This is a genomic window from Gluconobacter sp. (assembly GCF_047722525.1).
In the GTDB taxonomy this organism is placed as follows: domain Bacteria; phylum Pseudomonadota; class Alphaproteobacteria; order Acetobacterales; family Acetobacteraceae; genus Gluconobacter.
The window spans coordinates 1-21,632 of sequence record NZ_JBDNYY010000022.1 but is presented as its reverse complement, the minus strand read 5'-3'; the positions used below and the strand labels follow the sequence as shown (position 1 = coordinate 21,632).

24 protein-coding genes and 1 pseudogene are annotated in these 21,632 nt (G+C 59.2%); 16 read left to right on the top strand and 9 right to left on the bottom strand.

Going from position 1 to position 21,632, the window contains the following annotated elements; translation table 11 throughout:
• The 5 genes and pseudogenes from ABF859_RS13345 to ABF859_RS13325 form a co-directional block, all read left to right on the top strand.
• Positions 1 to 1,235 (top strand): hypothetical protein (locus tag ABF859_RS13345; RefSeq protein WP_415528195.1); only part of this gene is annotated, 1,235 nt, incomplete at its 5' end.
• Positions 1,236 to 1,353: 118 nt separating this feature from the next.
• On the top strand, positions 1,354 to 2,481 hold the full coding sequence (locus ABF859_RS13340) for an acyltransferase family protein (protein ID WP_415528194.1): 1,128 nt from the start codon (positions 1,354 to 1,356) through the stop codon (positions 2,479 to 2,481).
• Between the two features lie 134 nt (positions 2,482 to 2,615).
• Positions 2,616 to 2,984, top strand: a complete 369-nt coding sequence (locus ABF859_RS13335) for a hypothetical protein (protein ID WP_415528193.1) — start codon at positions 2,616 to 2,618, stop codon at positions 2,982 to 2,984.
• Positions 2,985 to 3,331: 347 nt separating this feature from the next.
• Positions 3,332 to 3,451 (top strand): annotated as a pseudogene (locus ABF859_RS13330) (IS5/IS1182 family transposase); the annotation flags it as partial.
• A gap of 443 nt (positions 3,452 to 3,894) precedes the next feature.
• The gene (locus tag ABF859_RS13325; RefSeq protein ID WP_415528192.1) at positions 3,895 to 5,064 is read left to right on the top strand and encodes a tyrosine-type recombinase/integrase; all 1,170 of its coding nucleotides are present in this window, start codon (positions 3,895 to 3,897) and stop codon (positions 5,062 to 5,064) included.
• Between the two features lie 81 nt (positions 5,065 to 5,145).
• Here ABF859_RS13325 and ABF859_RS13320 read toward each other — a convergent pair whose 3' ends face one another.
• Positions 5,146 to 5,694: a hypothetical protein gene (locus ABF859_RS13320; RefSeq protein ID WP_415528191.1), complete on the bottom strand. Its 549-nt coding sequence runs from the start codon at positions 5,692 to 5,694 to the stop codon at positions 5,146 to 5,148.
• 345 nt (positions 5,695 to 6,039) lie between these two features.
• On the opposite strand from ABF859_RS13320, the gene ABF859_RS13315 reads away from it, so the two are divergent.
• On the top strand, positions 6,040 to 6,714 hold the full coding sequence (locus ABF859_RS13315; RefSeq protein ID WP_415528190.1) for a DNA methyltransferase: 675 nt from the start codon (positions 6,040 to 6,042) through the stop codon (positions 6,712 to 6,714).
• Positions 6,715 to 6,817: 103 nt separating this feature from the next.
• Here ABF859_RS13315 and ABF859_RS13310 read toward each other — a convergent pair whose 3' ends face one another.
• Positions 6,818 to 7,504 carry a TetR/AcrR family transcriptional regulator gene (locus ABF859_RS13310; protein ID WP_415528189.1) on the bottom strand — a complete coding sequence of 229 codons (687 nt, stop codon included), beginning with the start codon at positions 7,502 to 7,504 and terminating at the stop codon, positions 6,818 to 6,820.
• Here ABF859_RS13310 and ABF859_RS13305 point away from each other — a divergent pair.
• Entirely contained in the window at positions 7,503 to 8,198 is a 696-nt protein-coding gene (locus ABF859_RS13305; protein WP_415528188.1) for an O-methyltransferase, read from the top strand. The two genes, ABF859_RS13310 and ABF859_RS13305, sit on opposite strands and share 2 nt — an antisense overlap.
• A gap of 264 nt (positions 8,199 to 8,462) precedes the next feature.
• Positions 8,463 to 8,672, top strand: coding sequence for a transcriptional regulator domain-containing protein (locus ABF859_RS13300; protein ID WP_415528187.1), 210 nt, complete (start codon positions 8,463 to 8,465; stop codon positions 8,670 to 8,672).
• Here the strand turns inward: ABF859_RS13300 and ABF859_RS13295 are convergent.
• Entirely contained in the window at positions 8,593 to 8,835 is a 243-nt protein-coding gene (locus tag ABF859_RS13295) for a hypothetical protein (protein ID WP_415528197.1), read from the bottom strand. The two genes, ABF859_RS13300 and ABF859_RS13295, sit on opposite strands and share 80 nt — an antisense overlap.
• Between ABF859_RS13295 and ABF859_RS13290 the strand changes: the two genes are divergently transcribed.
• The 8 genes from ABF859_RS13290 to ABF859_RS13255 all read left to right on the top strand — a co-directional run bounded on the left by ABF859_RS13290 (position 8,827) and on the right by ABF859_RS13255 (position 14,409).
• A complete protein-coding gene (locus ABF859_RS13290; RefSeq protein WP_415528186.1) occupies positions 8,827 to 9,249 on the top strand; it encodes a DUF2285 domain-containing protein in 423 nt (140 codons plus the stop codon). The genes ABF859_RS13295 and ABF859_RS13290 overlap by 9 nt on opposite strands.
• Positions 9,250 to 9,410: 161 nt before the next feature.
• On the top strand, positions 9,411 to 9,719 hold the full coding sequence (locus tag ABF859_RS13285) for a helix-turn-helix transcriptional regulator (RefSeq protein ID WP_415528185.1): 309 nt from the start codon (positions 9,411 to 9,413) through the stop codon (positions 9,717 to 9,719).
• A 5-nt stretch (positions 9,720 to 9,724) separates the two neighbouring features.
• Positions 9,725 to 10,210, top strand: coding sequence for a DUF2840 domain-containing protein (locus ABF859_RS13280; protein WP_415528184.1), 486 nt, complete (start codon positions 9,725 to 9,727; stop codon positions 10,208 to 10,210).
• Complete coding sequence (locus ABF859_RS13275; protein ID WP_415528183.1) at positions 10,207 to 10,776, top strand: S26 family signal peptidase; 570 nt, start codon at positions 10,207 to 10,209, stop codon at positions 10,774 to 10,776. The genes ABF859_RS13280 and ABF859_RS13275 overlap by 4 nt, the downstream gene beginning before the upstream one ends.
• A gap of 34 nt (positions 10,777 to 10,810) precedes the next feature.
• Positions 10,811 to 11,149: a DUF736 domain-containing protein gene (locus tag ABF859_RS13270; protein WP_415528182.1), complete on the top strand. Its 339-nt coding sequence runs from the start codon at positions 10,811 to 10,813 to the stop codon at positions 11,147 to 11,149.
• A 52-nt stretch (positions 11,150 to 11,201) separates the two neighbouring features.
• Positions 11,202 to 11,813 (top strand): lytic transglycosylase domain-containing protein, encoded by a 612-nt coding sequence (locus ABF859_RS13265; protein ID WP_415528196.1) that lies wholly within the window; start codon positions 11,202 to 11,204, stop codon positions 11,811 to 11,813.
• Between the two features lie 244 nt (positions 11,814 to 12,057).
• Positions 12,058 to 13,842, top strand: coding sequence for a relaxase/mobilization nuclease domain-containing protein (locus ABF859_RS13260; RefSeq protein ID WP_415528181.1), 1,785 nt, complete (start codon positions 12,058 to 12,060; stop codon positions 13,840 to 13,842).
• A 114-nt stretch (positions 13,843 to 13,956) separates the two neighbouring features.
• The gene (locus ABF859_RS13255; RefSeq protein ID WP_415528180.1) at positions 13,957 to 14,409 is read left to right on the top strand and encodes a CopG family transcriptional regulator; all 453 of its coding nucleotides are present in this window, start codon (positions 13,957 to 13,959) and stop codon (positions 14,407 to 14,409) included.
• Here ABF859_RS13255 and ABF859_RS13250 read toward each other — a convergent pair.
• From ABF859_RS13250 to ABF859_RS13225, 6 genes are all read right to left on the bottom strand, one after another.
• Positions 14,364 to 15,305 (bottom strand): LysR substrate-binding domain-containing protein, encoded by a 942-nt coding sequence (locus ABF859_RS13250; RefSeq protein ID WP_415528179.1) that lies wholly within the window; start codon positions 15,303 to 15,305, stop codon positions 14,364 to 14,366. The genes ABF859_RS13255 and ABF859_RS13250 overlap by 46 nt on opposite strands.
• A gap of 4 nt (positions 15,306 to 15,309) precedes the next feature.
• On the bottom strand, positions 15,310 to 16,839 hold the full coding sequence (locus tag ABF859_RS13245) for a DHA2 family efflux MFS transporter permease subunit (RefSeq protein ID WP_415528178.1): 1,530 nt from the start codon (positions 16,837 to 16,839) through the stop codon (positions 15,310 to 15,312).
• Positions 16,836 to 17,996, bottom strand: a complete 1,161-nt coding sequence (locus tag ABF859_RS13240) for an HlyD family efflux transporter periplasmic adaptor subunit (RefSeq protein ID WP_415528177.1) — start codon at positions 17,994 to 17,996, stop codon at positions 16,836 to 16,838. The genes ABF859_RS13245 and ABF859_RS13240 overlap by 4 nt, the downstream gene beginning before the upstream one ends.
• Positions 17,989 to 19,497: an efflux transporter outer membrane subunit gene (locus tag ABF859_RS13235; protein ID WP_415528176.1), complete on the bottom strand. Its 1,509-nt coding sequence runs from the start codon at positions 19,495 to 19,497 to the stop codon at positions 17,989 to 17,991. Before ABF859_RS13235 ends, ABF859_RS13240 begins: the two co-directional genes overlap by 8 nt.
• Positions 19,490 to 20,227: a siderophore-interacting protein gene (locus ABF859_RS13230; protein WP_415528175.1), complete on the bottom strand. Its 738-nt coding sequence runs from the start codon at positions 20,225 to 20,227 to the stop codon at positions 19,490 to 19,492. Before ABF859_RS13230 ends, ABF859_RS13235 begins: the two co-directional genes overlap by 8 nt.
• 79 nt (positions 20,228 to 20,306) lie before the next feature.
• Positions 20,307 to 21,230 carry a LysR family transcriptional regulator gene (locus tag ABF859_RS13225; protein WP_415528174.1) on the bottom strand — a complete coding sequence of 308 codons (924 nt, stop codon included), beginning with the start codon at positions 21,228 to 21,230 and terminating at the stop codon, positions 20,307 to 20,309.
• Positions 21,231 to 21,632: the final 402 nt, after the last annotated feature.

Sequence of the window (21,632 nt, the reverse complement as noted above, 5' to 3'; positions counted from 1 at the left end):
AAAAACTAAAATCATCAGACAAGCGCATCAACAAACAGTTCTTCGATCCCTCCAGCTCCACCGCCACGGCTGAAGCAGTAGCCGGAACGGCAAGCTCGACGGCTGTTCCCAGCCTGACGATTGGTGATTACGGCACACTCGACATCACGGCGTCTTCCTGCAAGTCCAGCGAAAGCTCGCCTGTTTTCTCGACGAGCTCTTTTCAGGTGTCCCAGTACGGATCGATTGTAATCGATACGGGCTCGGCTGTTCAGCTTGGCGACATCAACGTCATGAACGGCACCCTGACCATTGAAAACAACCGCAGCAACGTCTTTATGGGCGACGGTGAACGACTGAACGGCAATGGTACGCTGAACCTTGTCAATTCGACATTCGGCAGCCAGACGGACGGCGTCAACATCGCCAACTCGATGCATATCACCCTGACCGGTGACAGCTCCGTCTACACGGGTTTCCTGGCGACAGGCGTTTCTGTCTCCTTCGACTCCAAGTCGAGCGAACAGTTCTTCCTCAACGGTCAGGACACAACCGTTGACACCAGCTTCAGCAACGTCTCCGGCAAAACGGAATTCGGTATTACGGCCAATACAGGGGAAACCCCGCTGTCGGCTTCTTACGTCAAGAACTCCGACGACAGCTATAGCCTCGTCGTTCAGGAAAGCGACAACCACACGCTGACCCTGAGCAATGTATCGATGGCTTCAGGTTACACCCCCGGTACGCTTCAGATCACGCAGGACAAGAGCGGAAACTATCTGATCTCCGATGCCTCGGCCAACAAAGGCAACTCTGACAATCATTGTGGCCACTGGGACCATAACGGCCATTCAGGCTCGGATGGACATTCAGGCTGGAATGCTCACGACGGAAGCTCAACGCACCATGACCATGGTGGCGGTACTGCCTGCGGTGGCCAGAGCGGAAACTGGGGCTGGGGCTTCGGTGGCTGCGGTGGAAGCGATCTTGCCTCCTCCATTCAGAAGATCATTTCTGCAATGAACGGTGCTTTCTCGTCCTGTAATGGATGGCAGGCCAGTAACTGCGGTAGCAGCAGCAACTGGTTTGGTGGCAGCAACCACTTCGGCGGCAGCTTCAGCCAGTCAGGCAGTGCATGGGGTTGTTCCACCGTGTCGAGCCACACTGGTTCACAAGGCTGCTTCTCGTCGACCACGCAGTCGGCTTCGCACTCGCAGCCTCCCGTGTATCACAACACGTCGCATTGGGGTTGCTGATCGTTTCAGCACCCAGAGTATTTCGGGATAGGAAAGGAAGCACCCGTATTCGGGTGCTTCCTTTTTTTATTTCAGCTGTTTTATAGCGAACTCAGGTTTACGGGAGAAAGAAGCAACGGTGTCTCATACGATTGGCAGATCATTCAAGGTGACGAAATCTTTTGATAATCATATTCCATCCCTTCAGTCACTGCGGGGGATTGCTTCCCTGGTCGTATTACTGCGGCATTATGTGCTTTGTTTCCCTGTTAGCAGTTCTTTCTGGCTTACCTTTGAGGATGTTCTCCTCAACTCCCATGCTGCAGTCGTTGTATTTTTCGTTCTGAGCGGTTTCGTCCTGTCGCCTTCTTTTTTCAGAAGACCACTTGGAATGAGAGAGATTGCGGGTTTCTATACACGCCGCATATTCCGAATATTACCTCTCCTGATGGTTGTCACCGCCCTGTCCCTGATTTACGTAAAGTCGAATTTCTCGGAAAGGAACGTTCCGTTCGTCAATGCCTGGTTTCAGGGATTGTTACCTCACGATCTGCCCTTATCCAGTTTTACTATAATTAAATGCTTTATCGGACTGAACAGCGCTCTCGTCCCTCAGAACTGGACGATTGCCTGTGAAATGCTAGTCGCGCTTGTCTTACCTTTCTTCATCAAGGCTTGCACTGGGCGCGTATGGGTAGCTGTCTTTACTACGGTGGCCTTTATAGGATTGTCTTTCTTTATGGCTGGCGGAAGTGGCAAGACGCTGCCAATTTTTTATGCTGTAGACTTTATTATTGGAATTCTAACATTCAGAGTTCTGGAATCGCATCAAGGGAAATACCCGGACGTATTCTTCTATCTTGCTGTAATTGGACTTCTTGGCGTTCGAGAAAGCCTGAATCTACTGACTCCTCAAGGGGAAATTCCATTCCATGATCCCTTATGCAGTCTGATTGAAGCTTTTTTTTCTGCGATCATTATTTACGGACTGGCGACGAGAAATCATATGTCCAGAATTTTGTCGTATCGCTGGCTGTCCCAGATTGGGGATATATCGTTTGGAATATACCTTTTCCATTTTTTGGTGATTGTCGTTGTTGCACGTCTGATAAGCCCCTTCCTGCTTTCAGAACCGCTACCCACGCAAATGTCCGTCATGCTGATTCCTGTCCTGATGATTTCATTCATATCAGCATATCTCTGCTTCCATTTCATAGAAATGCCAGCCAACAGGGTCGGCCGAACCCTTCAGAAATATATCCGATGAACCGAGAAAACGGGTTTGGAGCTTGCAGGTCGCCAATATGGAACCAGATCAGGGTTCTGTTGCCTAGGAAAGCGAGTGACCCGGGGCGGACTGGATCGGATAACCGTCTATTCGTAAACGGATGTCTATGAGTATTGCGATCCGGCGCCCACTGGTACGATCTGCCTGAATACGATGGAAACTGGAAGACGGTCCACCGGTGCTTCAGCTACTTTTACCATGTTGGCGTGGGGGAGCAGGTATTCCCCGCGCTCACTGCCGATCACGGCAACGCGTATCTGAGGATGAACAGCACCATCATCCGCGCCCACCAGCACACGACGACGAGAAAAGGGGGCGCAAAACGGCGCCGGGGGCGTTCCCGAGGTGGATTAAGCACCAAGATCCACATGCTCGCTGACGCCCAGAGCCGACCGTTACGGTTCATTATTACCAGCGGTCAGGTTCATAACGCCATCCAGGCATCTGCATTGCTGGAAGGCCAGACTGTGCAGGCGCAGTAATTGCAGAAGGTTTATGATACCAATGGGTTCCCCGAACGGATTGGTGTCATAAACGCAGAGGCTATCACTCCGACAAAACGGAACCGCAAGGTGTTCATCCTGCACGAGCAGGCTCTTTTACAAAGACTGAAACCGTATCGCGCGATGCTTCAATCGCCTCAAACATTTTCGTCGTTTCGCAGCGTGTTACGATCGCAGAACAGTCCATTTCATAGGCTCATTTATCTCGCAGAAACCATGATCTGGATCGCTTAAATGTCGATTAGCCCTAGGCTCGGGACCTATTAATTAATTGATTGAACTGAGCGAGCGTTGTGATTCACAGGTTTACCGATGGAGATAAGGCTGTGAGTGACGTGTTTTTGCTGTCTGAGAGACAAATGGAGCGGATTGAGTCGTTTTTCCCTCTGGCTCACGGAGTGCCATGCGTGGATGACCGGCGTATTCTGAGCGGGATCGTGTATGTGAGCCTTTTATGAGGCCGCGCATATACATCGCAATGGCGTCGCCCAGATCGCGACCTGAAGGCAGCGTGACCGATTCCTGCCCTTCCCGCCTCTCTGGCGGCACACCATCCCACGCAGCGTTGCTACGTGAGATTTCGTTTCCTGATGATTCCAGTTGGCATCGTAGAACGCAGAAAGCCCGCTCGGAGAGCGGGCTAACTACTTGATTCTTAATGTGATTCATGGTTGCGGGGGCAGGATTTGAACCTGCGGCCTTCAGGTTATGAGTTCCAGTCGAATACTTACACTTCTGCCGCATGCAGCCAGTTTTTCTACGATAAATGGCGGTTTTCCTTAAGTTTTTACTCGAATCATGGCACGCTCTTCCTTGACCGGGATCGCCTGATTTCGCCCCCAAATGATTCCTATTTGATTCCAGTGATTCCGGCGCTGGAGACAAGAGCATGGTCAAGATCACGAAACGTTCCGTCGAAGCCGCCGCCAGAACCGGCAAGGAATATTTCCTCTGGGATGACGAACTTCGAGGCTTCGGTCTCAGGGTCCATCCCTCGGGACGGAAAATCTACCTCGCCCAGTTCCGCGCGGGCGGGCGCATCCGCCGCGTCAATATCGGCCCACATGGTCCCCTCACCCCGGATCAGGCCCGCACCGAAGCCATGAAGCATCTGTCCGATGTCCGGCTGGGCAGCGATCCCGGCGCGCAACGCGACCGGCTCCGCGCCGCCGTGACCATGAAAGAATTCGGCAAGCGGTTCCTCGACGAACATGTCGCCTCACACTGCAAGCCCTCGACCCAATATGAGTATCGCCGCTGCGTGGAGTTGTTCATCACCCCGAAGCTGGGAACGCTCAAGGTTATCGACGTGACGCGCGCCGATGTCGTCGAACTCCACCAGGGATTGAAAGAGACGCCCTATCAGGCCAACCGGGTGCTCGGCGTGCTGTCGATCATGTTCACCCTGGCCGACACGTGGGGCGTGCGGTCAGACGGGATCAATCCGTGCTGGAAGGTCAAACGCTACAAGGAAGTGAAGCGCGAGCGTTACCTGAGGCCCGACGAACTGGCCCGGATGGGCAAGGTGCTCCGTGAGGCGAACGGCGAGCCGGAAGCAGCGACTTGCATCCGGCTACTGCTCCTGACCGGTTGCCGTCTGGGGGAAATCCAGACCCTAAAATGGGAGTATGTGGACGTCCGCGCGGGTGTCCTGCGCCTGCCGGATTCCAAGACCGGCGCCAAGGTCGTACCCATAGGCAAGGCGGCGCTGGACGCGCTGGCAGAGATTCCCCGGATCGACGGCAATCCCTATGTCATCACCGGGAAGGTGGAGGGCCAGTATCTGACCGACATCCAGAAACCGTGGCGACGCCTGCGCGCAAGAGCCGGACTGGACACGCTGCGCATCCACGACCTGCGCCATTCCTTCGCATCCGATGCGCTCCAGCTTGGCGCTGACCTGACCATGATCGGGCGGCTGCTCGGCCATACGCAGGTGCAGACCACCGCGCGGTATGCCCATCTAAAGACCGATCCCGTTCGCACCACCGCCAACAAGGTGGCGGATGCCATCGCCAGCGCGCTCGGGCACGTCGCGCTAGAAAACAGGGTCAACTAAGTTTCCACCCCAGACGATGTGCCTTTTCTATTCAAAGAGTCGGATTTTCACGTTAACGGAAGGAAAATGATCCTTACATTCCTACTTCAATCCAAGAAAAAATGACATTATCGCTACGAGCAATGGAAACACAACTCCCACTACCAGCTTTCCAAATATTCCATCCCAAAATCCTGTCGCGATTTTTTCAACCGCTTCATTCGTATGATTTATTTGATTAATCGTAACACTTCCATCAGATTGAATATTTCCGATAGATTGATTATTACCATTTGACCCAATCAATTTCTGAAGATCCAAAAAAGAGGCTGCGTCAGATATTAACCTAAAATCTCGTTGTGCTCTGCCCGTAAACCAAGCACCTGCAAGAAAAAGACTCAACGCGACCATTATGGTGATATTGTAGAATATCTTAAATACTTCATTTGAGGGGTCTGACGTTATGTGCCAAAATGCTCTAACTACTATATATCTATCATAAAAATCCCGAACAATATCGGATTTCAAGGGGAAATTTGAAATATAAGATATTTTTAATACCTCTTCTATTAACAAAATTATAGCCATAAAACCACATAATCCCCCAAATACATATGAGGCCATCGCCCTATTGCGCGCTTTTTTCAACATCAGAGACGGATCTTTCCACAATTAATCCAATAAATTGGCAAATTTTTATTTTTTATGTCGAGGCGATTTCTTCATTGAAGAGTCTTTCTACCGTCTCCACAAACAAGAGATTATATCCACATCTCTATCGACAAAGAAGGGGAAGGAAGGCCCTTCGCCTCCCTTCCCCCAAACGCCGCCTACAGAGTAGCAGGGCCGCGCAACGGCGCAGGGCTTCGCCCCGCTGGTGCGCAACCCGGCCACTCCCGCCGTCATTTGTCCCCAACTCTCCCGCGCGGTCGCCCGCCTCCGGGAAGCACGCAGGGTGCTTCCACCGGCGATGATACCGGCAAAGGAGTCAGGGACATGACCGACAATGCAAAAGGGGCCTTCCGTAATGTGATCCACCACGGCGACAGCGTTGCCCACATGCGGGCGATGCCGCGCAGGAGCGTGGATTTCATCCTCACTGACCCGCCCTATCTGGTGAACTACCGGGGCCGCGACGGGCGGACGATCCGCAAAGACGACAATGCTGCGTGGCTCCGGCCCGCGTTCAACCAGATGCACCGCGTTCTGAAAGACGGCGGTTTTGCCGTATCCTTCTATGCTTGTAACCGAATTGACCTGTTCATGGCGGCATGGAAGGCAGCGGGGTTTCAGCCCGTTGGGCACATCATTTTCCGCAAGTCCTATGCGTCATCGGCGCGGTTCGTCCGCTACACCCACGAAGCGGCCTATCTGCTGGCCAAGGGCGACGCGAAATTACCTCGCCAGCCCATCCCGGATGTGATCGACATGCCCTACTCCGGCAACAGGATGCACCCGACGCAAAAGCCCGTCGCCGCACTTCTCCCGCTGGTTCATGCCTTCTACCCGCCCGGCGGGCTGGTGCTGGACCCGTTCGCGGGGTCCGGTTCGTCCCTGGTGGCGGCGCAGCATCTTGACCGCGACTGGCTGGGCATGGAACTGGACGAAACCCACGCCGCCACGGCATCCCGGCGGTTGGCCTACTGGGGCGAGAGACGGGCGGCGGCATAAGTCGCCCCCTCCCTCTTTCCGGCCTGTCACCTACTACGAAGTAGTCGCGAGCCGATCCTCACGGATCGGCGGAAAAACAAGACAGCATTAATAACCATTCTACTTAAAGCGCGCCCTGAATAATCGCGACCAGTCTTCGCGTAATACGGTCAATCAGAAAATCATCGATAGGCATCTGTCGATTGTGTGCAGCGTCAATAAGTGCCCCTGTTATCGTGCACAGGTCATCTGCCAGAATTTGTGCATCGTCCTCCTGAACAATTCCCTGACACTTGAGGAACGACGCAACAATCGCGCAAAGCTCAGCCGCTACCAGCAGATGATCCGCTTCCAAAGAAAGAGCCGCCTCCAACCGATCAAGCCGGACCGTAAACGATGGACGGCTCTTGTCCGCCTTCACGGCAGCGACGACCAGACAGCGCACACCCTCGGAAAGTGGCAACGAGCAAGCGGTTTCGAGTAATGACGCAACATCATCGACCAGTGTTTCCCTTACCCGACGACTAAGTGCCGCGACGACGCTCTCCTTGTTCTCAAAATATTGGTAGAGCGTGGCAATTCCCACGCCAGCACGTTCGGCGATAGCGTTGGTACTGAAACTTCGTCCCGTTTCCAGAAGCTGAGCAGTCGCCTCTAAAATAGCGTCGATCGTCGCTTCTGAGCGTGCCTGATGCGGCCATTTCCTTGGCGCAAATGACAGGTCGGCTCCCTCTACGAAAATGCGAGTAGCGCCACCGGCGACCATACCATTACTCTTGGATGCCTCTCGTTTTCCTTGCGGAGTCACCATGATCACCCCCCTCTTTCGTCCACAATTCGCACCGCAGATTCAGTGTGTGATTGATCGCCTTTATTCCGAGACACTCTCGCAAGATCCAGCGATACGCCAATTGGCGCAAGCCAAAGGACTGACACATGACGGCCAGGGTGGTTTCTACGAGGCCATGAAAGATGCCAGACTACCCGTTACGCCCGAGTTCGGCGCCCTGCTCTATATTCTGGCGTGCAGCACCAGGGCCCAACATATCATCGAATTCGGCACGTCCTTCGGTGTTTCGACATTATTTCTTGCAGCGGCTTTACGCGACAATGGCGGGGGCCGACTGGTGACATCGGAACTTCTCCCCGATAAAGCAGAAAGGGCTTCCGCCAACCTGCAGGAGGCAGGACTGGCAGACCTCGTGGATATTCGCATCGGAGACGCCCGCGCCACGTTGTCGCGTGACCTTCCTGAGTCGATCGACCTTATCCTGCTGGATGCGTCTAAAGGGCTCTATCTTGATCTCTTACTCCTGCTGGAGCCTGCATTACGGAAAGGCGGCCTGGTAATCAGCGATCGCGCCGATCTCGATGGTGACGACGGCGGTCGCACAGCAGCCTACCTTTCCTATCTGACAACCCCGGCTAACGGATATCGCATTGCCAGCATCACTACACAGGCGTTGGGACAAACCTTCGCTCACGATGTGGCGGTGCGCACCTGATTATCGAAGAAACGATAGGCAAGCACGTTCGTCATGACTCTCTTTGCGATCATCCAGCCCTTTGACCACTCTACAACGAGGCGAGACAACGCGGCGCTCCGCACCGCGAGCGACGCGGCCCTCACGGGCCGCCAGTTGATTCATGTGACGCACATCACGCCATTTCGTGATGCGCCCTTCGCACTATGCAAACAGGAATCCCGCCAAGGATCATGATCTGTCCCCACCGCTGACGGAGCCCCCGAAGATAGGAGAGCGCCTGCCATGCCGACCAGCATCTGGCATTCGGAACCCGATCTGCGGGCACTCGACCGTCTGGACGAGGCCGGGCTAGCCGGAGCCTTTATGCGCCGTTGGGACAATTATCGCGACGACTACCGGGAGACTGTCCACCTCACAGGAGACAGCATAGTGCGGGCTGGAAAACAGTGGAACCGTTTCTGCGAACGATGGAGGCTGCGTTTTCCCGCATGATCCCGATATCCCCATCACCCGTATTCCCGTCATCTGGAAACCCAACGCCACCAGCGGCATCATCACACTGACACCAGCGTTCGATCCGTTCGCGCCGCCCGCCCTGCCCGAATTTTCCAAGCTGGGAGAGGTGGTCTTCGAGAAAACCGACGCAATGGGCCATGTCATCGTCCTGACCACTCAGGAAGCGACGTTCTCCCTCTCCCTGCATGGCGGTACCGCCGCCATCATCCGCCCGGCGCTGCATATTCCCCTTGATCCGTTGTTCCGACGCCGAACGAACGAAGCCATGCGCTTTTCCTCGGTGGCGCTGGGCTTCTCGCTCCCGACACGTCATCCCCGACGTATTACCCAGACCCGCCATCGCTGGCTCCTTCTTCGCCTCCACGCCTACGATCTCCGTCAGGCCGGGGCCAGCCAGCGCCAAATCGCATCCCTCTTGCTCGATCCCGCCGCCATGGCCATGCCCGATGGGGTCTGGGGCGATTCCGCCCTCCGCGCCATGGCCCGCGCCCTGCGTGACGAGGGCAGCGCCCTCGTTCACGGCGGATATGTGACCCTGCTCGACGGAATCTGACGCCCGCTCTTTATGCGCCCCATTACGCCTGCCTACGCCAAAGAGGGGGAGAAATCCGCGCGCGTCATTTCCTCCACTCCCTGACGGCATTTTTCCCGACAGCCTCCCGTAAGCGCCACCGCTTCACGCCCTGAAGCACGCCGCGCCGACAGGAGGTTTCCATGACCCACGACAAACCAGCGTCGCCACCTGCGCTGACGCTGCCACCGCCGCGCCCGGTCCCCGCGCGCTTCCTGCGCGACTATCTGCGCACCACCGAGGTCGCCGAACTGCTCGGCCTCTCGCCCCGCACCCTGGAGAAATACCGCTGCGTCGGCGAAGGCCCTGCCTTCCTCAAACTCGGCCAGCGCGTCCTCTATGCCCGCTCCGACGTGGAAGCCTGGCTTCAGGCCCATCGCTGCGCCCACACCTCCGATGGCACCTATACCGCCGTCATCGACGCGCGGCGCGCCCGGAGGCAGGAACCATGACCGGCATGGATGCTTCCGACGCCGCCGTCCTCGGCCTGACCACCGTAGAACTGACCTACATCGAAAAGCGCGTCGAACACTGGATCAGGTTCGGTCAGCCGGTATCCGACAAGGTGCTGGATAAGCGCCGCCGTCTGGTCGCCTTCATCCCCGGCAGTGTGTTCGGCTTCATCCGCTGGACGGCCAATGATTACGGGACTGTCGTGTCCTGTTTCGACATCGTACGCGCGGCGGAACCGGGTGCCGCCTTCCAGACCGTGCCTTTCGTGCGCCCCGGCGGCGAGTTGCTGCTGGACGTGTCCGGCTGGCCGAAAGTCCGGCGCGTGCTGGAAGAGATCGACGCTATCGAGGAACTGGGGCTCCACCCCGCCGAAATTTGCCCCGATCACTGGCGCGTCCTCAACGGTCGCATCGCCGCCAACTTGGCCTCTCGCCCCTATACGCGCGCCATGCACAAGGCATGGCTGGCGCGAAAGAGGCTTGCGTCATGACCCGGCGTTCCGTGCTGGCCGCGACGCTCACCGGGATCGCCATCGTCACGGCATCCGCATCCCTGCATGTCGCACCCCGGCTGTTGTGGAACGAGACGGCCAGCGTTCCGGTCGGGCTGTATCGTGTCCAGCCCGGCAGCGCGCTCCATGTCGGAGATATCACCGCGATCCGGTTGCCCGACCGGCTGGCGCTGCTCTTGTCGTCGCGCGGGTATCTGCCGTTCGGCGTCCCGCTTCTGAAGCCCGTCGCGGCCTTGCCGGGGCAAAACGTGTGCCGGACAAAAGGCAGCATCACGATCGACGGCGAACGTGCTGGCGGCGCGCTGGCCAGCGATCACCGGGGACGCCCGCTACCCGTCTGGCAAGGCTGCCATCGCCTCTTGCCTGACGAGATTTTCGTCATGAACCCGGCGGAACCGCGCAGCCTCGACGGGCGGTATTTCGGCCCGCTTCCCGCCGTATCCGTGATCGGGCGCGCGATCCCGGTCTGGATCACGACCGGGCGCGCCGAACCCCTCTCATATGAAATGCCATCACCCGTGCTGCTCCCTCCGCCGCTGCAATGAATGCATTACATCCTCAAAACAGAAAGCAACGCAGATGATCCATCTTGGTACTTTCACCCGCACCGAAAACGGGTTTTTCGGGCAGATCACATCCTTTCTCATGGCTGACGATCTGGCCATCGTCCCGAATGAAAACCGCACATCCGAAAACGCTCCCGATTATCGCGTCCTGCGCGGCCTGGATGATGACGGGACCGAAGTCGGCTGCGCCTGGGCACGGCAGGGCGAGCGCATCGGCCTGTGGCTCGCCGTGATGATCGACGATCCGCTGTTCGCCCGCCCGCTGCGTGTCCGGCTGAGGCCTGACCGCGACAGCGCCGACAGCTTCCGGCTGGTCTGGAACCGGCCCGAGTGGCGTCATGGCCCGCGTTAAAACGGCGCTCATGCTGCTGCCGATTTGCGGCGGTCTTGCAGCCAGTTCGCAGATGGCCAGCGCCACGCCGTTCGATGCCTATGTTACCGAGGCAGCCACGCGGGCGAACATCCCGCCCGCGTGGATCACGGCGGTGATGCGCGCGGAGAGCCAGGGTGATGCGTCGGCGGTATCACCGAAGGGCGCAATGGGCCTCATGCAGATCATGCCGAGCACATGGCGGGAGCTTCGCACGGCGCTGAATCTGGGGACCGACCCATACGATCCGCGCGACAACATCACAGCGGGTGCGGCCTATCTCCGGTGGCTGCATGACCGCTACGGTGATGCGGGCTTCCTCGCGGCCTACAATGCCGGTCCCGGACGGTACGACGAACTGTTGAGAACCAGTCGCGCGCTTCCCGACGAGACGAAGAAATACGTCGCAAGAGTCGCCCGGCTGCTACGCGGAGAGTCGTTCGGCGATCCGGTTTTCGACGCGGTTTTTGTCGATCCGTCACACGTCAAAACGCCTTCCGGGAATCAGCTTTTCGTCGGCCCGTTTGCATCCCGAGATGCGGCCTTGGACGCGCCCGACGTGATGCCGATTTTCGTCCACGTGATGCGATCGGAGACCCCACCTCGTGGCCTATTCGTCCCTATGTCGCAAAGAAGCGTGCCATGACGTCTTGTTTGCGGCATTGGCGCAGGTTTGTGCCATCGTGGCGCGGCTTTTTCGGTGGCGCTTCATGTATTCGACCGACATCAGGAAGAAGAAAAAGAGGAAGGCAAGATAAAACGGCCTGCCACGTCGGGCGACGAAGCGCGGGCGCGCTTCGTCTTCTGGTGTGCAGACTGGGTCGGTCGTGTGCAGGGTTTTGGGTTTTGCCCTGCTTCCCTGCGGAATTTTCCTGCACAGTGCGGTTCTGATGGCCCGTGATGAAGATTTCCGTGTCCGTCCGGGCCGCATCCAGAGCAAGGGAGGTGGTGCCCGGCCTCGAACCTTTCTGGCGCAGGTGCTCCATGCCTCCCGACGAGGAGGGGCTAGCGGCAGCCCCGGAAAGGGAAAAGGCAGCAGTCCGCGCTCCGGCCCCTCGACCTTCGGGCGGGGGCATTCCCGATTTGGCAAAAGCCGCCTGTTCGACGCCCATCGCCGCGTCACCGTCAAGGCTCGCGTGGTGCGACAGACCAGGCGAGGTAACCGGCCCGGATCGCTGGCCGATCACCTCGCCTATCTGCGCCGCGATGGCGTCACCCGCGACGGCGAGAAAGCGCACCTGTTCGGGCCGGACGGTCAGGAGGTGGACGCGAGCGACTTTGCCGCCCGCTGCAAAGATGACCGCCACCATTTCCGCTTTATCATCTCACCCGAGGATGCACCGGAGATGGCGGACCTCGACGGCTTTACCCGCGACCTCGTGCAGCAGATGGAAGCCGATCTCGGCACGCGACTGGACTGGGCCGCCGTCTCGCACTGGAACACTGACAACCCGCATGTCCATCTGATCGTGCGTGGCGTCGATCAGGGTGGGGCCGATCTGGTGATCGCCCGCGACTATATCAGCCACGGGCTGCGCTCTCGGGCGGAGGATCTGGTGTCTCTGGAACTCGGCCCGCGCGCCGAACATGAAATCGAGGCCGCGTTGCGCCAAGACGTGATGGCGGAACGCTGGACGCGGCTCGATGCCGAGTTGCAGCGCCATGCCGACGACATGGGCATCGTGGATCTGCGGGCTGACGCCACTACCGGCTTCGGCCAGGACGCGACGCATCGCGCCCTTCTGACCGGCAGGGCGCAGACTCTGGAACGCATGGGGCTGGCCACGCCGGAAGGACCGGGTCGGTGGTCACTCACGCCCGACATGGTGGACACGCTGCGCGAGATGGGCGCGCGCGGCGATATCATCAAAACCATGCATCGCGCCATGACGGGGCGCGACCATGACCGGGTGATCTCTCCCGGCGATTACGTGATCGCCGGGCGCGATCAGCCCGTCGCCTTGACGGGGCGCTTGCTGGAGCGTGGGCTGCACAACGAACTGACCGGCGAAGCCTATGCCGTAATCGACGCCACCGACGGGCGCATCCATCATGTCCGCTTCCCCGGCGTCGAGGCGTTCCGCGATGCGCCCCGCGACGACGGCATCGTGGAAATCCGCACCGCGACCGGCAGGACGACCGGAAAGAATTATCTCGTACTGTCCGCCCGCTCCGATCTGGACCTCGCCGCCCAGGTGAAAGCGCCGGGCGCGACATGGCTGGATCACCGGCTGGTGGAACGCCAGCCCATGGAACTCGCCCGCGCCGGCTTCGGGACCGAGGTCCGGCAGGCGATGCAGGAACGCACCCGGCATCTTGCGGATCGCGGGCTGGCTTCGTTCTATGCCGATGGCTCCACCCGCTATCAACGCAATCTTCTAGCCACGCTGCGTCAGCAGGAACTTGATCAGGTTGGCGGAAAACTCGCGAAGGAAAGCGGGCTGGCCTACGAGCGCAGCATTCCGGGCAATTTCGTCACCGGCCAGTATGTGAAACGCCTCAGCCTGTCCTCGGGGCGCTTCGCCATGATCGACAACGGCATGGGATTCCAGCTTGTGCCTTGGGCACCGTCGCTGGAGAAACAGCACGACCGGTATGTCGATGGCGTCGCCCGTGATGACGGGGGAGTCGACTGGCGACATGACCGCAAACGCGATCTCGGGATCAGCATGTGACCCGTGCTACCCGTTCTTTTACGTCATGGCTCGCTCCGATACGGAGAGCACGATTTCAGTCTTGTTTCTGGAAAAAGGCTTCGGTCACATCATGGGTTTTCAAGGACATTTTCCATGCGTGATCGCCTGAACGTCTCCCTGCCTGTCTCCATGATCTCGCAGATCGGTGATGTTGCCGCGCGCCGGAAGGTGACGCGCTCCGCTGTGGTGGAAGCAGCGGTCGCGTCCTTGCTGTCCCCTGACAGCGCAGAGAAAAGCGAAGCGGCCCTCACGCGACGGCTGGACCGACTGACCCGCCACATGCAGCGCCAGGAGCGTGACCTGCTGATCGCGCTGGAAACGCATGCCCTGTTCATCCGCTTCTCACTGGGACAGATGCCGCCCCTGCCCGCCGAGGCCCAGGCCGCCGCCAGTGCATTGGGACAGGAACGCTTTGCCCGGTTTCTGGACACGCTGGGACGGCGGCTCTCTCAAGGGCGATCCTTCCGCGATGACATCCCGCTCGATATTCCCGGCATGCGTCAGAGGCCCACTGATAGAGCCGACGAGCCACCGTCCCAGTCGTAATCCTGTGCCAGTTCCACGAAACGCCCGACAACGGGGTCTTCATCCTCTCCGCGCCAGCACAGTATGTGACGTACCAACACAGGCTCCCCGTCCGACACGAGCGGGCGGAACACGATGTCTTCCATGCCCATGCCGACCGCCCCGGCCGTAACGATCGATACCCGCTCCCGGCGTGCCAACATCGCCAAAAGCCGGTCGATGCTGGTGTCCTGCAAAGCAAGCTGCTGGGTCTCTGCGCCATGTTGTGACACCAAACGCAGGATTTCGGCTCCCGCGCCCTTGCGAGGAATCATGATCACATAAGGCGATAGGTCCGGCCAAGGCAGGTTTGTCCGGAAGGCCAAAGGATGAGACTTTCCCATGGCGACCATCAGACGCTCATGTCCCAGCAGAGCGCGGGAGTTGGACCATACGCCGTCACGAGACAGGACGATCGCTGCATCCAGTCGCGTCGCCGCCAGCTCCCGCAGCAACCCCTCTCGCGTGTCGTCCGTGATCTGCGTCTCGACCTCGGGATACGCTTTTTCGTAGCGATCAAGCATGTCCGCGACGGGGCCGGACGCGAATGACGTCTGCACGCCCAGTCTCAATGTTCCGATGCGACCCCGGCGACGCAGCCGCAATCCAATTGCCGCCCTGTCCATCTCCGCCAGAACGCCGGACGCTACACTCAGGAACTCCGCACCATCCCGCGTCACTTGGGAGCCTGTCCGAGAACGGTCGAACAGCTTGATCCCCATCGCGTGCTCCACGGCTATCACACTCCGACTCAGCGTCGTCTGATCCAGTCCAAGCTGCAACGCCGCGCGATGCATGCTGCGATATTCGGCGACCAGAATCACACGACGAAGATCGCGGATGTTGTAAGCGGACCCCGGATGATTGCCGGAAAACACCGTCTCAACCCGGCTTTTGGGGTGATTTAGCGATCCAGATGATGCCAATGGCGATCGTGAAAGCCGCTGCCGAAAGCACGTAAAATTCGTTCATCGCGATCATATCGGCCTGCACGAGCACGTTATGATAGATCGCGCCCCACGCCTGATTTGTCGTCAGGCCACCGCCCCGAAGCGCAGACACAGCATCGGTTGCCCGGTCGTGATAAGGCGTCAGCGTCTCGACGAGGTGCGCCTGATGATAGCGCGACCGACGATCCCAGAACGTCTGCGCCAGTGATGCGAGAAGATTGCCCGACGTCATACGCACGGACGTCTGCAAGCCCGAAGCCGCCGCGACCCTTTCGGGCGGAATACCAAGCAGGGAGAGCGCCGTCAGCGGTGTAAGAAAAAAGCCTATCCCGATGCCTTGGGCAAGACAGGTCAGAGCGATCGATCGCGCATCGATATCCGTGGTAAAGTTCGATCGCCACAACGCAACCAGCGCCCAGGCGATGAAGGCGACAGTCGCATACAGCCGCGCATCCCCCTTACGCACCCAGCTTCCCAGAAAAGGAGCCAGCAGGATGCCGAATACGCCCATCGGCGCGGTCACGAGCCCGGCCCAGGTGGCGTTGTAGCCCATATCTTCCTGAAGCCAGAGCGGCAGCACCACGAGGGCAGCGAAATACAATCCGAACCCGACTGCAACGGCGACCGTCCCCACCGCGAAATTGCGATAGGCAAAGAAATGCAGATCGACGATCGGGTGTTTTTCGCCCAACTCCCAGACGACAAGAAAGATGAAGCCCAGTACGGACAGTATCGACATCGTGCAGATGAACGGCGACGAAAACCAGTCCAGAATCCGACCGCGATCAAGCGCTACCTGCAAACATCCGACCGCCAAAGCCAGAAAGCATAGTCCACGCACATCCACCGGCAATTTCACCGTGGGCGTATCACGCCCGCGCAGCAGCGAAGAGGTTGCGATCACCACGAAAACACCCACCGGCGCATTGACCAGAAAGATCCACGGCCATGTGTATGTATCCGTGATCCAGCCCCCGAGAACTGGCCCCGCGACAGGACCGGCCATATTGGTCATCGCCCACATGGCGACCGCGAGCGTGCGTTTCTGCGGCGGGAAGACCGCGACGAGCAATGCCTGACTGAGCGGCACGATCGGGCCGGACACCATGCCCTGAAGCACGCGGAAACCAAGCAGCAACGGAAATGACCGCGCCATACCGCATAGAACGGAGGCGAGGGTAAAGGCCGCGACCGCACCGACGAAGAGACGCACCTGTCCGAAACGGCGCGAAAGCCAGCCGGTCAGGGGGATGAAGATCGCATTGGCGATCCCGAAGGACGTAATCGTCCATTCGCCGATTTCGGAACTGACGCCGAGATTGCCGGAAATGGTCGGCACCGACACATTGGCTATGGTGATATCCGTGACTGACATGAAGGAAGCCAGCCCGATCGTCACCGCAGCGAAGGCCAGTGTCGCACCGGATAGCGGCGTAATCGGCTGGGGTGCGGGGCGGCTCATTCCGTGTCCCCCAGCGCTGTTTTCATCGCCGCTGCGACCTGCTCGTCCGCCGTGTGGCTCTGTGCCGTGTAAAGCGAGGTTTCCACCGCTGAAGACTCGCGCGGCGTCTTGCCTGCCTCACAACGCGACGTATCGATCGTAACATCGGTGGACATACCGATACGCAGAGGGTGATGTTCAAGCTCGGACGGGTCGAAGATGATGCGAACAGGCACGCGCTGCACCACTTTGATCCAATTTCCCGTCGCGTTCTGCGCGGGAAGCAGTGCAAAGGCTGCGCCACTGCCCGCGTTCACATCCGCAACACGGCCATGATAGGTGACGCCGCTTCCATAGATATCGGCTGTCATCGTCGCTGGCTGCCCGGCGCAGACATGCCCAAGCTGACCCTCCTTGAAATTGGCATCGATCCAGAACTGGTCGAAAGGCACGATGGCCATCAGCCGCTCGCCTACCGCCACCCTGCGCCCTAGTTGCACGTCGCGCCGGGCGATCATGCCGCCGACTGGCGCGCGGATCGTGGCGCGCTCCAGATCCAGCGCAGCCGCACGGAGCCGCGCCTGGGCGGCCAGAATATTAGGATGAGTCGCGGGCGTTACTCCTGCGGTCTGGGACAGGGCGACCGCATAGCGATCCCGCGCGGCCTTCAGCGCGGCGGTGGCGGTGTTGACGGTATCGGCCGCATGGCGCGCTTCCTCGGCGGTCACCGCGCCTTGCCCTACGATCATACGCCGTGCCCTGAGGTCGGCGGTCGCACGATCCAGTTCCGTCTGACGAACTGCGACGACAGCCTGGGCTTCCTGAACATCGGCGAATAGCTGACGTACATGCCGAACGGCCTGCCCGAGCGACGCGTTCGCTGCTTCCAACCGAATACGCATGTCACTCGGATCAAGGGCGACGAGAGTCGTCCCGGACTGGATGCGATCGGTATCGTCGGCGAGGATGGCCCGCACCGTTCCGGCCACCTGCGGTGTCACCGCGACCACATGGCCGTTGACATACGCATCGTCGGTGGACACCAACGCGCCGTTGGACAGAAATTTATAGGCTCCCCACCCAATGCCGATGAGCGCAAGAGCGCTCCCGATGACAAGGAGGCGCTTGCGGCGTGTCGTGCCGGGGTCGGTCCCGGCCGGAGGTTGTGTGTCAGCCATGGGATGTCTGCCCTGAGGTAAAAGTGAAAGTCGGGGACCAGGCGCCACCAAGGGCGCGGATTAGTGTGATCTGGGCGACGGCGATACGCGCGTCAGCCTCCACGGCACGTCGCCTGCTCAAGAGCAGCGCGGTTTCCGCGTCCAGCCGGTCGTTCGTGTCGGAAATGCCGTTTTTCTGGCGTAGGTTCTGGAGTTCGACGACATGCGTCCAATAGCTGACAGCACGGTCGGCTTCACCTTTAGCCGCCTGTCCGGCCTTCAAGTTGGCAATACCGTCCGCCACCTGCTGCAATGCGCGAGAGAGGGTCGCATTATAGTCGCTGACCGCCGCATCATATTCACCAAGCCGGTTCTTGAGCGCCGCACGAAGCTGGCCGCCCTGGAAAATCGGGAGTGTGACCGCAGGTCCGAACTGCGACGCCACACTGCCGGGGCGGAAAATATGGCCAATATCGAGTGCCCGAAAACCGGCGAACGCCACGAGATCCACGTCGGGATAGAATGCGGCCCGTGCCGCCCCAACCGCGTTGGCCGCCGCTTCGACGGCAGCACGCTTGGCGGAAACGTCCGGCCGGTAGCCCAGCAACACGGCTGGTACGGAGGACAGGGGCGCAGGATCGGCAATGGATGGCAAGCGCGGCCTGTTTAATCCGTCTGCGAAGGCAGGCGTCTTGCCGAGCAGAGCCGCGATTTCGTGACGACGCGCGCTGATTTCACCGTCCAGAAGATCGATCTGGCTGCGTGTATCGGTCAGGGCCTCACGGGCTGCTACGGCATCGATGTCGGTTGAAAGACCGGCTTTTGCACGCAAGGTCAGCATCGCAACGACGCCCTCACGCCGCGACAGCCCGGCTCTGGCCACGTCCTGCATCTTGTAGGCTGCGTCGAGCCGCACATAGGCGTTGACGACCGCCGTCTCGATCAATAGCCGCGCATCGGCGGCTTCCTGCTCGGCGACGATCTGCCAGTATGCCGCCGCTCGGGTTGTCTTTCGCCACCGTCCCCAGAAATCGACATGGTATTGCACGTCGAGCTGAAACTGCCCTTCGCTACCGAAATTCCCCTTATACGGGGCCGGATAATATGAATGACCGGGAAACTGCTCGCCCGCGATCCAGCCATAGCCATCAACATGGGGCAGTTGGTTTGCCCGCGCCGCCCCCTCGACCGCTTCCGCCTCGCGAAGGCGCGCCTGCGCGATCTGGAGGGACGGCGCATCCTGTTGGGCCTGAGCGACGAGCGCGTCAAGTTGCGGATCGGCATAGACAGACCACCATGCCGCGAGTGGGCTGGCACGATGTTGCGCCGACGTGATCTCCCGCCCCGCGCGGAGCGACGAAAGATCATCGGGTGTTCGGGCAGCCTTCTCGTCACGGCCCGGCGCACATCCTGATAACGCAATCAGTCCTGTGCCCAGAATGAGAAGAAGCCGCCGTCGAAATGGCGACGCTTTCAGCATTTTCGGATCTCTGTCGGAGATAATATCGATCTGGTCAGTCACGGTCGCGATGATCCGCGACACCGAGTTTCCAATAGCCTTTCGCATGCAGCCGGGAGCGGCTCAGCCGTTGGTCGGCAAGAAACCAACTCCGCAGCGATCGCACCATGAGGGATTCCCCCGCGACCCAGACCGAGCAGTCGTCAAGTGGCAGTGCGACGTTCTGGACCGCAAGCTCCAGCCTGCCTGTTGTACCGGGCCACTCCTTGCCGGAATGCAGCCATGTGCGTTCGACCGACGCGGGGGACATGAGCGGCTGTTCTTCTTCGGGGGTGGCCACTTCCACGAAAACGACCGCTTCCGCCGTCTCGGGCAGGACCTCCAGAATTGCCGCGATCGCAGGCAGAGAGGTCGCGTCACCGATCAGGAGATGATTCCGCATTGTTGGATCGACCGGATAGCCCCTGCCTGGTCCGGCGATGATGATCTGCTCGCCGGGCCACGCATGCGCCGCCCAGCGCGACGCAGGCCCTGTGTCGCCATGCAGCACGAAATCCAGATCCATACGTCCGTTAGAAGGATCGAAGTTACGGACGGTATAGGCCCGTCCGACACGGGACTGATCACCTGCGCAAGGAACGAATACCTTCATCCATTGTGCGGGTTCGTCGAGTTCAAGTGTGCGTAACGCGTCCCCCGCAACGCGAAAACGTCGCATGTGAGGCGTTATGTCCGATACACTCTCGACCGTAACTGGAAATTTCTGCCGCTCTTTTCTCTTTATTCCCAACATCGGGAGATAACCTTGTCTGTTTCTGCTCCCTGTTCTGACTGCGGCGGGACCGGGAAAACATGACAAAGGCGGCAAAGAGTCATTTCATAAAATGAAATCCATTGGGAAAGGACTGGCAGACCGTCCGAACGCACTGACGTAGAAACCGATGGGCGGGATCGGCGTCGAAGCGGGGATGCCATGCCTGCGCCAGAACGACGCTCTCAAGCTCCAGCGGAATATCGAACCAGCGTAGCGCCATGCCGAGGTTGCGGACGACCGGCAGGACATGCCGTGGCACCAGTGCGATCAGTTGCGTGCCGGCCAGAGCCGAAAGGGCGATCAGAAACGAGGGCACGATCAACGGGACATGTCGCGTCAGGTCGAGTTTCTGAAGCGCCTCATCGACCGGCCCGGTGGACCGACCACGACGCGAGACGCTGATATGCGGAAAAGCCGCGAAGGTTTCGGGAGAAATATCCGTGGAGAAGATCGGGTGATTGTCACGGGCAAGCGCGATATGATGATCGCGAAAAATGGTTTGAAGCCGAACTTCTGGTCCCATCGCGCGGCTTGCGCCGATGTCCAGATCGATCCGCCCTTCGCGAAGCGCCTCATCATCGAACTCATGTTCCTGCGCGAAACGCAGAGTCGCGCGGGGGGCCTGATCGGCAAGAATATTGTATAGACCGGAGGCGAACGCCCCCGTGAAGCCATCATTGGCCCGGATCGTGAAACGACGCTCAAGCCCGCCGGGATCGAACGCCGCATGAGCATTCAGCAGGGTATCCGCCTCAGCAAGAAGATGACGGATGCCGGACTGAAGCTCCTTGGCGCGTTCCGTCGCAACCAGCCCGCGTCCAGCCCGCACCAGAATCTGGTCGTCCAGCATGTCGCGGGCTCGGGCCAACAAGCGACTGACCGAAGGCGGGCTTGTCCCCAGACGTTCGGCGGCGAGTGTCACACTCTGGACTTCGATCAGGATATCCAGAGCGTGTAAGAGGTTCAGATCGGCTTTGGACATAAGGCTGACTTACCCAACGCGACGGCCAAACCCGTCGGCACAGCCTTTGTTGTCGCCTGTTTCATCCGATCATTGAAGTCATAAGGTAGGGATGCGGGCTTTTGTGGGCATCTCCGAGCCTTTTATGGGGCCGTGCACACAAATCACAATGGCGTCGCCCAGATCGCAACCTGAGGACCACAGACCGATTCGGGCCCTTCCCGGCCCTCTTCTGGCGCACATCCCGCGTCATGAAACTACGCGAGATTTCGTTTCCTGATGATTCCTATATGATTCCAGTTGGCGCTGGAGAAAAGCAAAAGGCCGCCCGTGAGGCGGCCTAAGCGTTCGTTTTCAAACGGAATTCATGGTTGCGGGGGCAGGATTTGAACCTGCGGCCTTCAGGTTATGAGCCTGACGAGC

Coding starts and splice junctions, on each gene's coding strand:
- ABF859_RS13325 (WP_415528192.1), top strand. CDS start 3,895: ATGGTCAAGATCACGAAACGTTCCGTCGAAGCCGCCGCCAGAACCGGC.
- ABF859_RS13320 (WP_415528191.1), bottom strand. CDS start 5,694: ATGTTGAAAAAAGCGCGCAATAGGGCGATGGCCTCATATGTATTTGGG.
- ABF859_RS13315 (WP_415528190.1), top strand. CDS start 6,040: ATGACCGACAATGCAAAAGGGGCCTTCCGTAATGTGATCCACCACGGC.
- ABF859_RS13305 (WP_415528188.1), top strand. CDS start 7,503: ATGATCACCCCCCTCTTTCGTCCACAATTCGCACCGCAGATTCAGTGT.
- ABF859_RS13310 (WP_415528189.1), bottom strand. CDS start 7,504: ATGGTGACTCCGCAAGGAAAACGAGAGGCATCCAAGAGTAATGGTATG.
- ABF859_RS13300 (WP_415528187.1), top strand. CDS start 8,463: ATGCCGACCAGCATCTGGCATTCGGAACCCGATCTGCGGGCACTCGAC.
- ABF859_RS13290 (WP_415528186.1), top strand. CDS start 8,827: ATGGGCCATGTCATCGTCCTGACCACTCAGGAAGCGACGTTCTCCCTC.
- ABF859_RS13295 (WP_415528197.1), bottom strand. CDS start 8,835: ATGGCCCATTGCGTCGGTTTTCTCGAAGACCACCTCTCCCAGCTTGGA.
- ABF859_RS13285 (WP_415528185.1), top strand. CDS start 9,411: ATGACCCACGACAAACCAGCGTCGCCACCTGCGCTGACGCTGCCACCG.
- ABF859_RS13280 (WP_415528184.1), top strand. CDS start 9,725: ATGGATGCTTCCGACGCCGCCGTCCTCGGCCTGACCACCGTAGAACTG.
- ABF859_RS13275 (WP_415528183.1), top strand. CDS start 10,207: ATGACCCGGCGTTCCGTGCTGGCCGCGACGCTCACCGGGATCGCCATC.
- ABF859_RS13270 (WP_415528182.1), top strand. CDS start 10,811: ATGATCCATCTTGGTACTTTCACCCGCACCGAAAACGGGTTTTTCGGG.
- ABF859_RS13265 (WP_415528196.1), top strand. CDS start 11,202: ATGGCCAGCGCCACGCCGTTCGATGCCTATGTTACCGAGGCAGCCACG.
- ABF859_RS13260 (WP_415528181.1), top strand. CDS start 12,058: ATGGCCCGTGATGAAGATTTCCGTGTCCGTCCGGGCCGCATCCAGAGC.
- ABF859_RS13255 (WP_415528180.1), top strand. CDS start 13,957: ATGCGTGATCGCCTGAACGTCTCCCTGCCTGTCTCCATGATCTCGCAG.
- ABF859_RS13245 (WP_415528178.1), bottom strand. CDS start 16,839: ATGAGCCGCCCCGCACCCCAGCCGATTACGCCGCTATCCGGTGCGACA.
- ABF859_RS13240 (WP_415528177.1), bottom strand. CDS start 17,996: ATGGCTGACACACAACCTCCGGCCGGGACCGACCCCGGCACGACACGC.
- ABF859_RS13230 (WP_415528175.1), bottom strand. CDS start 20,227: ATGTTGGGAATAAAGAGAAAAGAGCGGCAGAAATTTCCAGTTACGGTC.
- ABF859_RS13225 (WP_415528174.1), bottom strand. CDS start 21,230: ATGTCCAAAGCCGATCTGAACCTCTTACACGCTCTGGATATCCTGATC.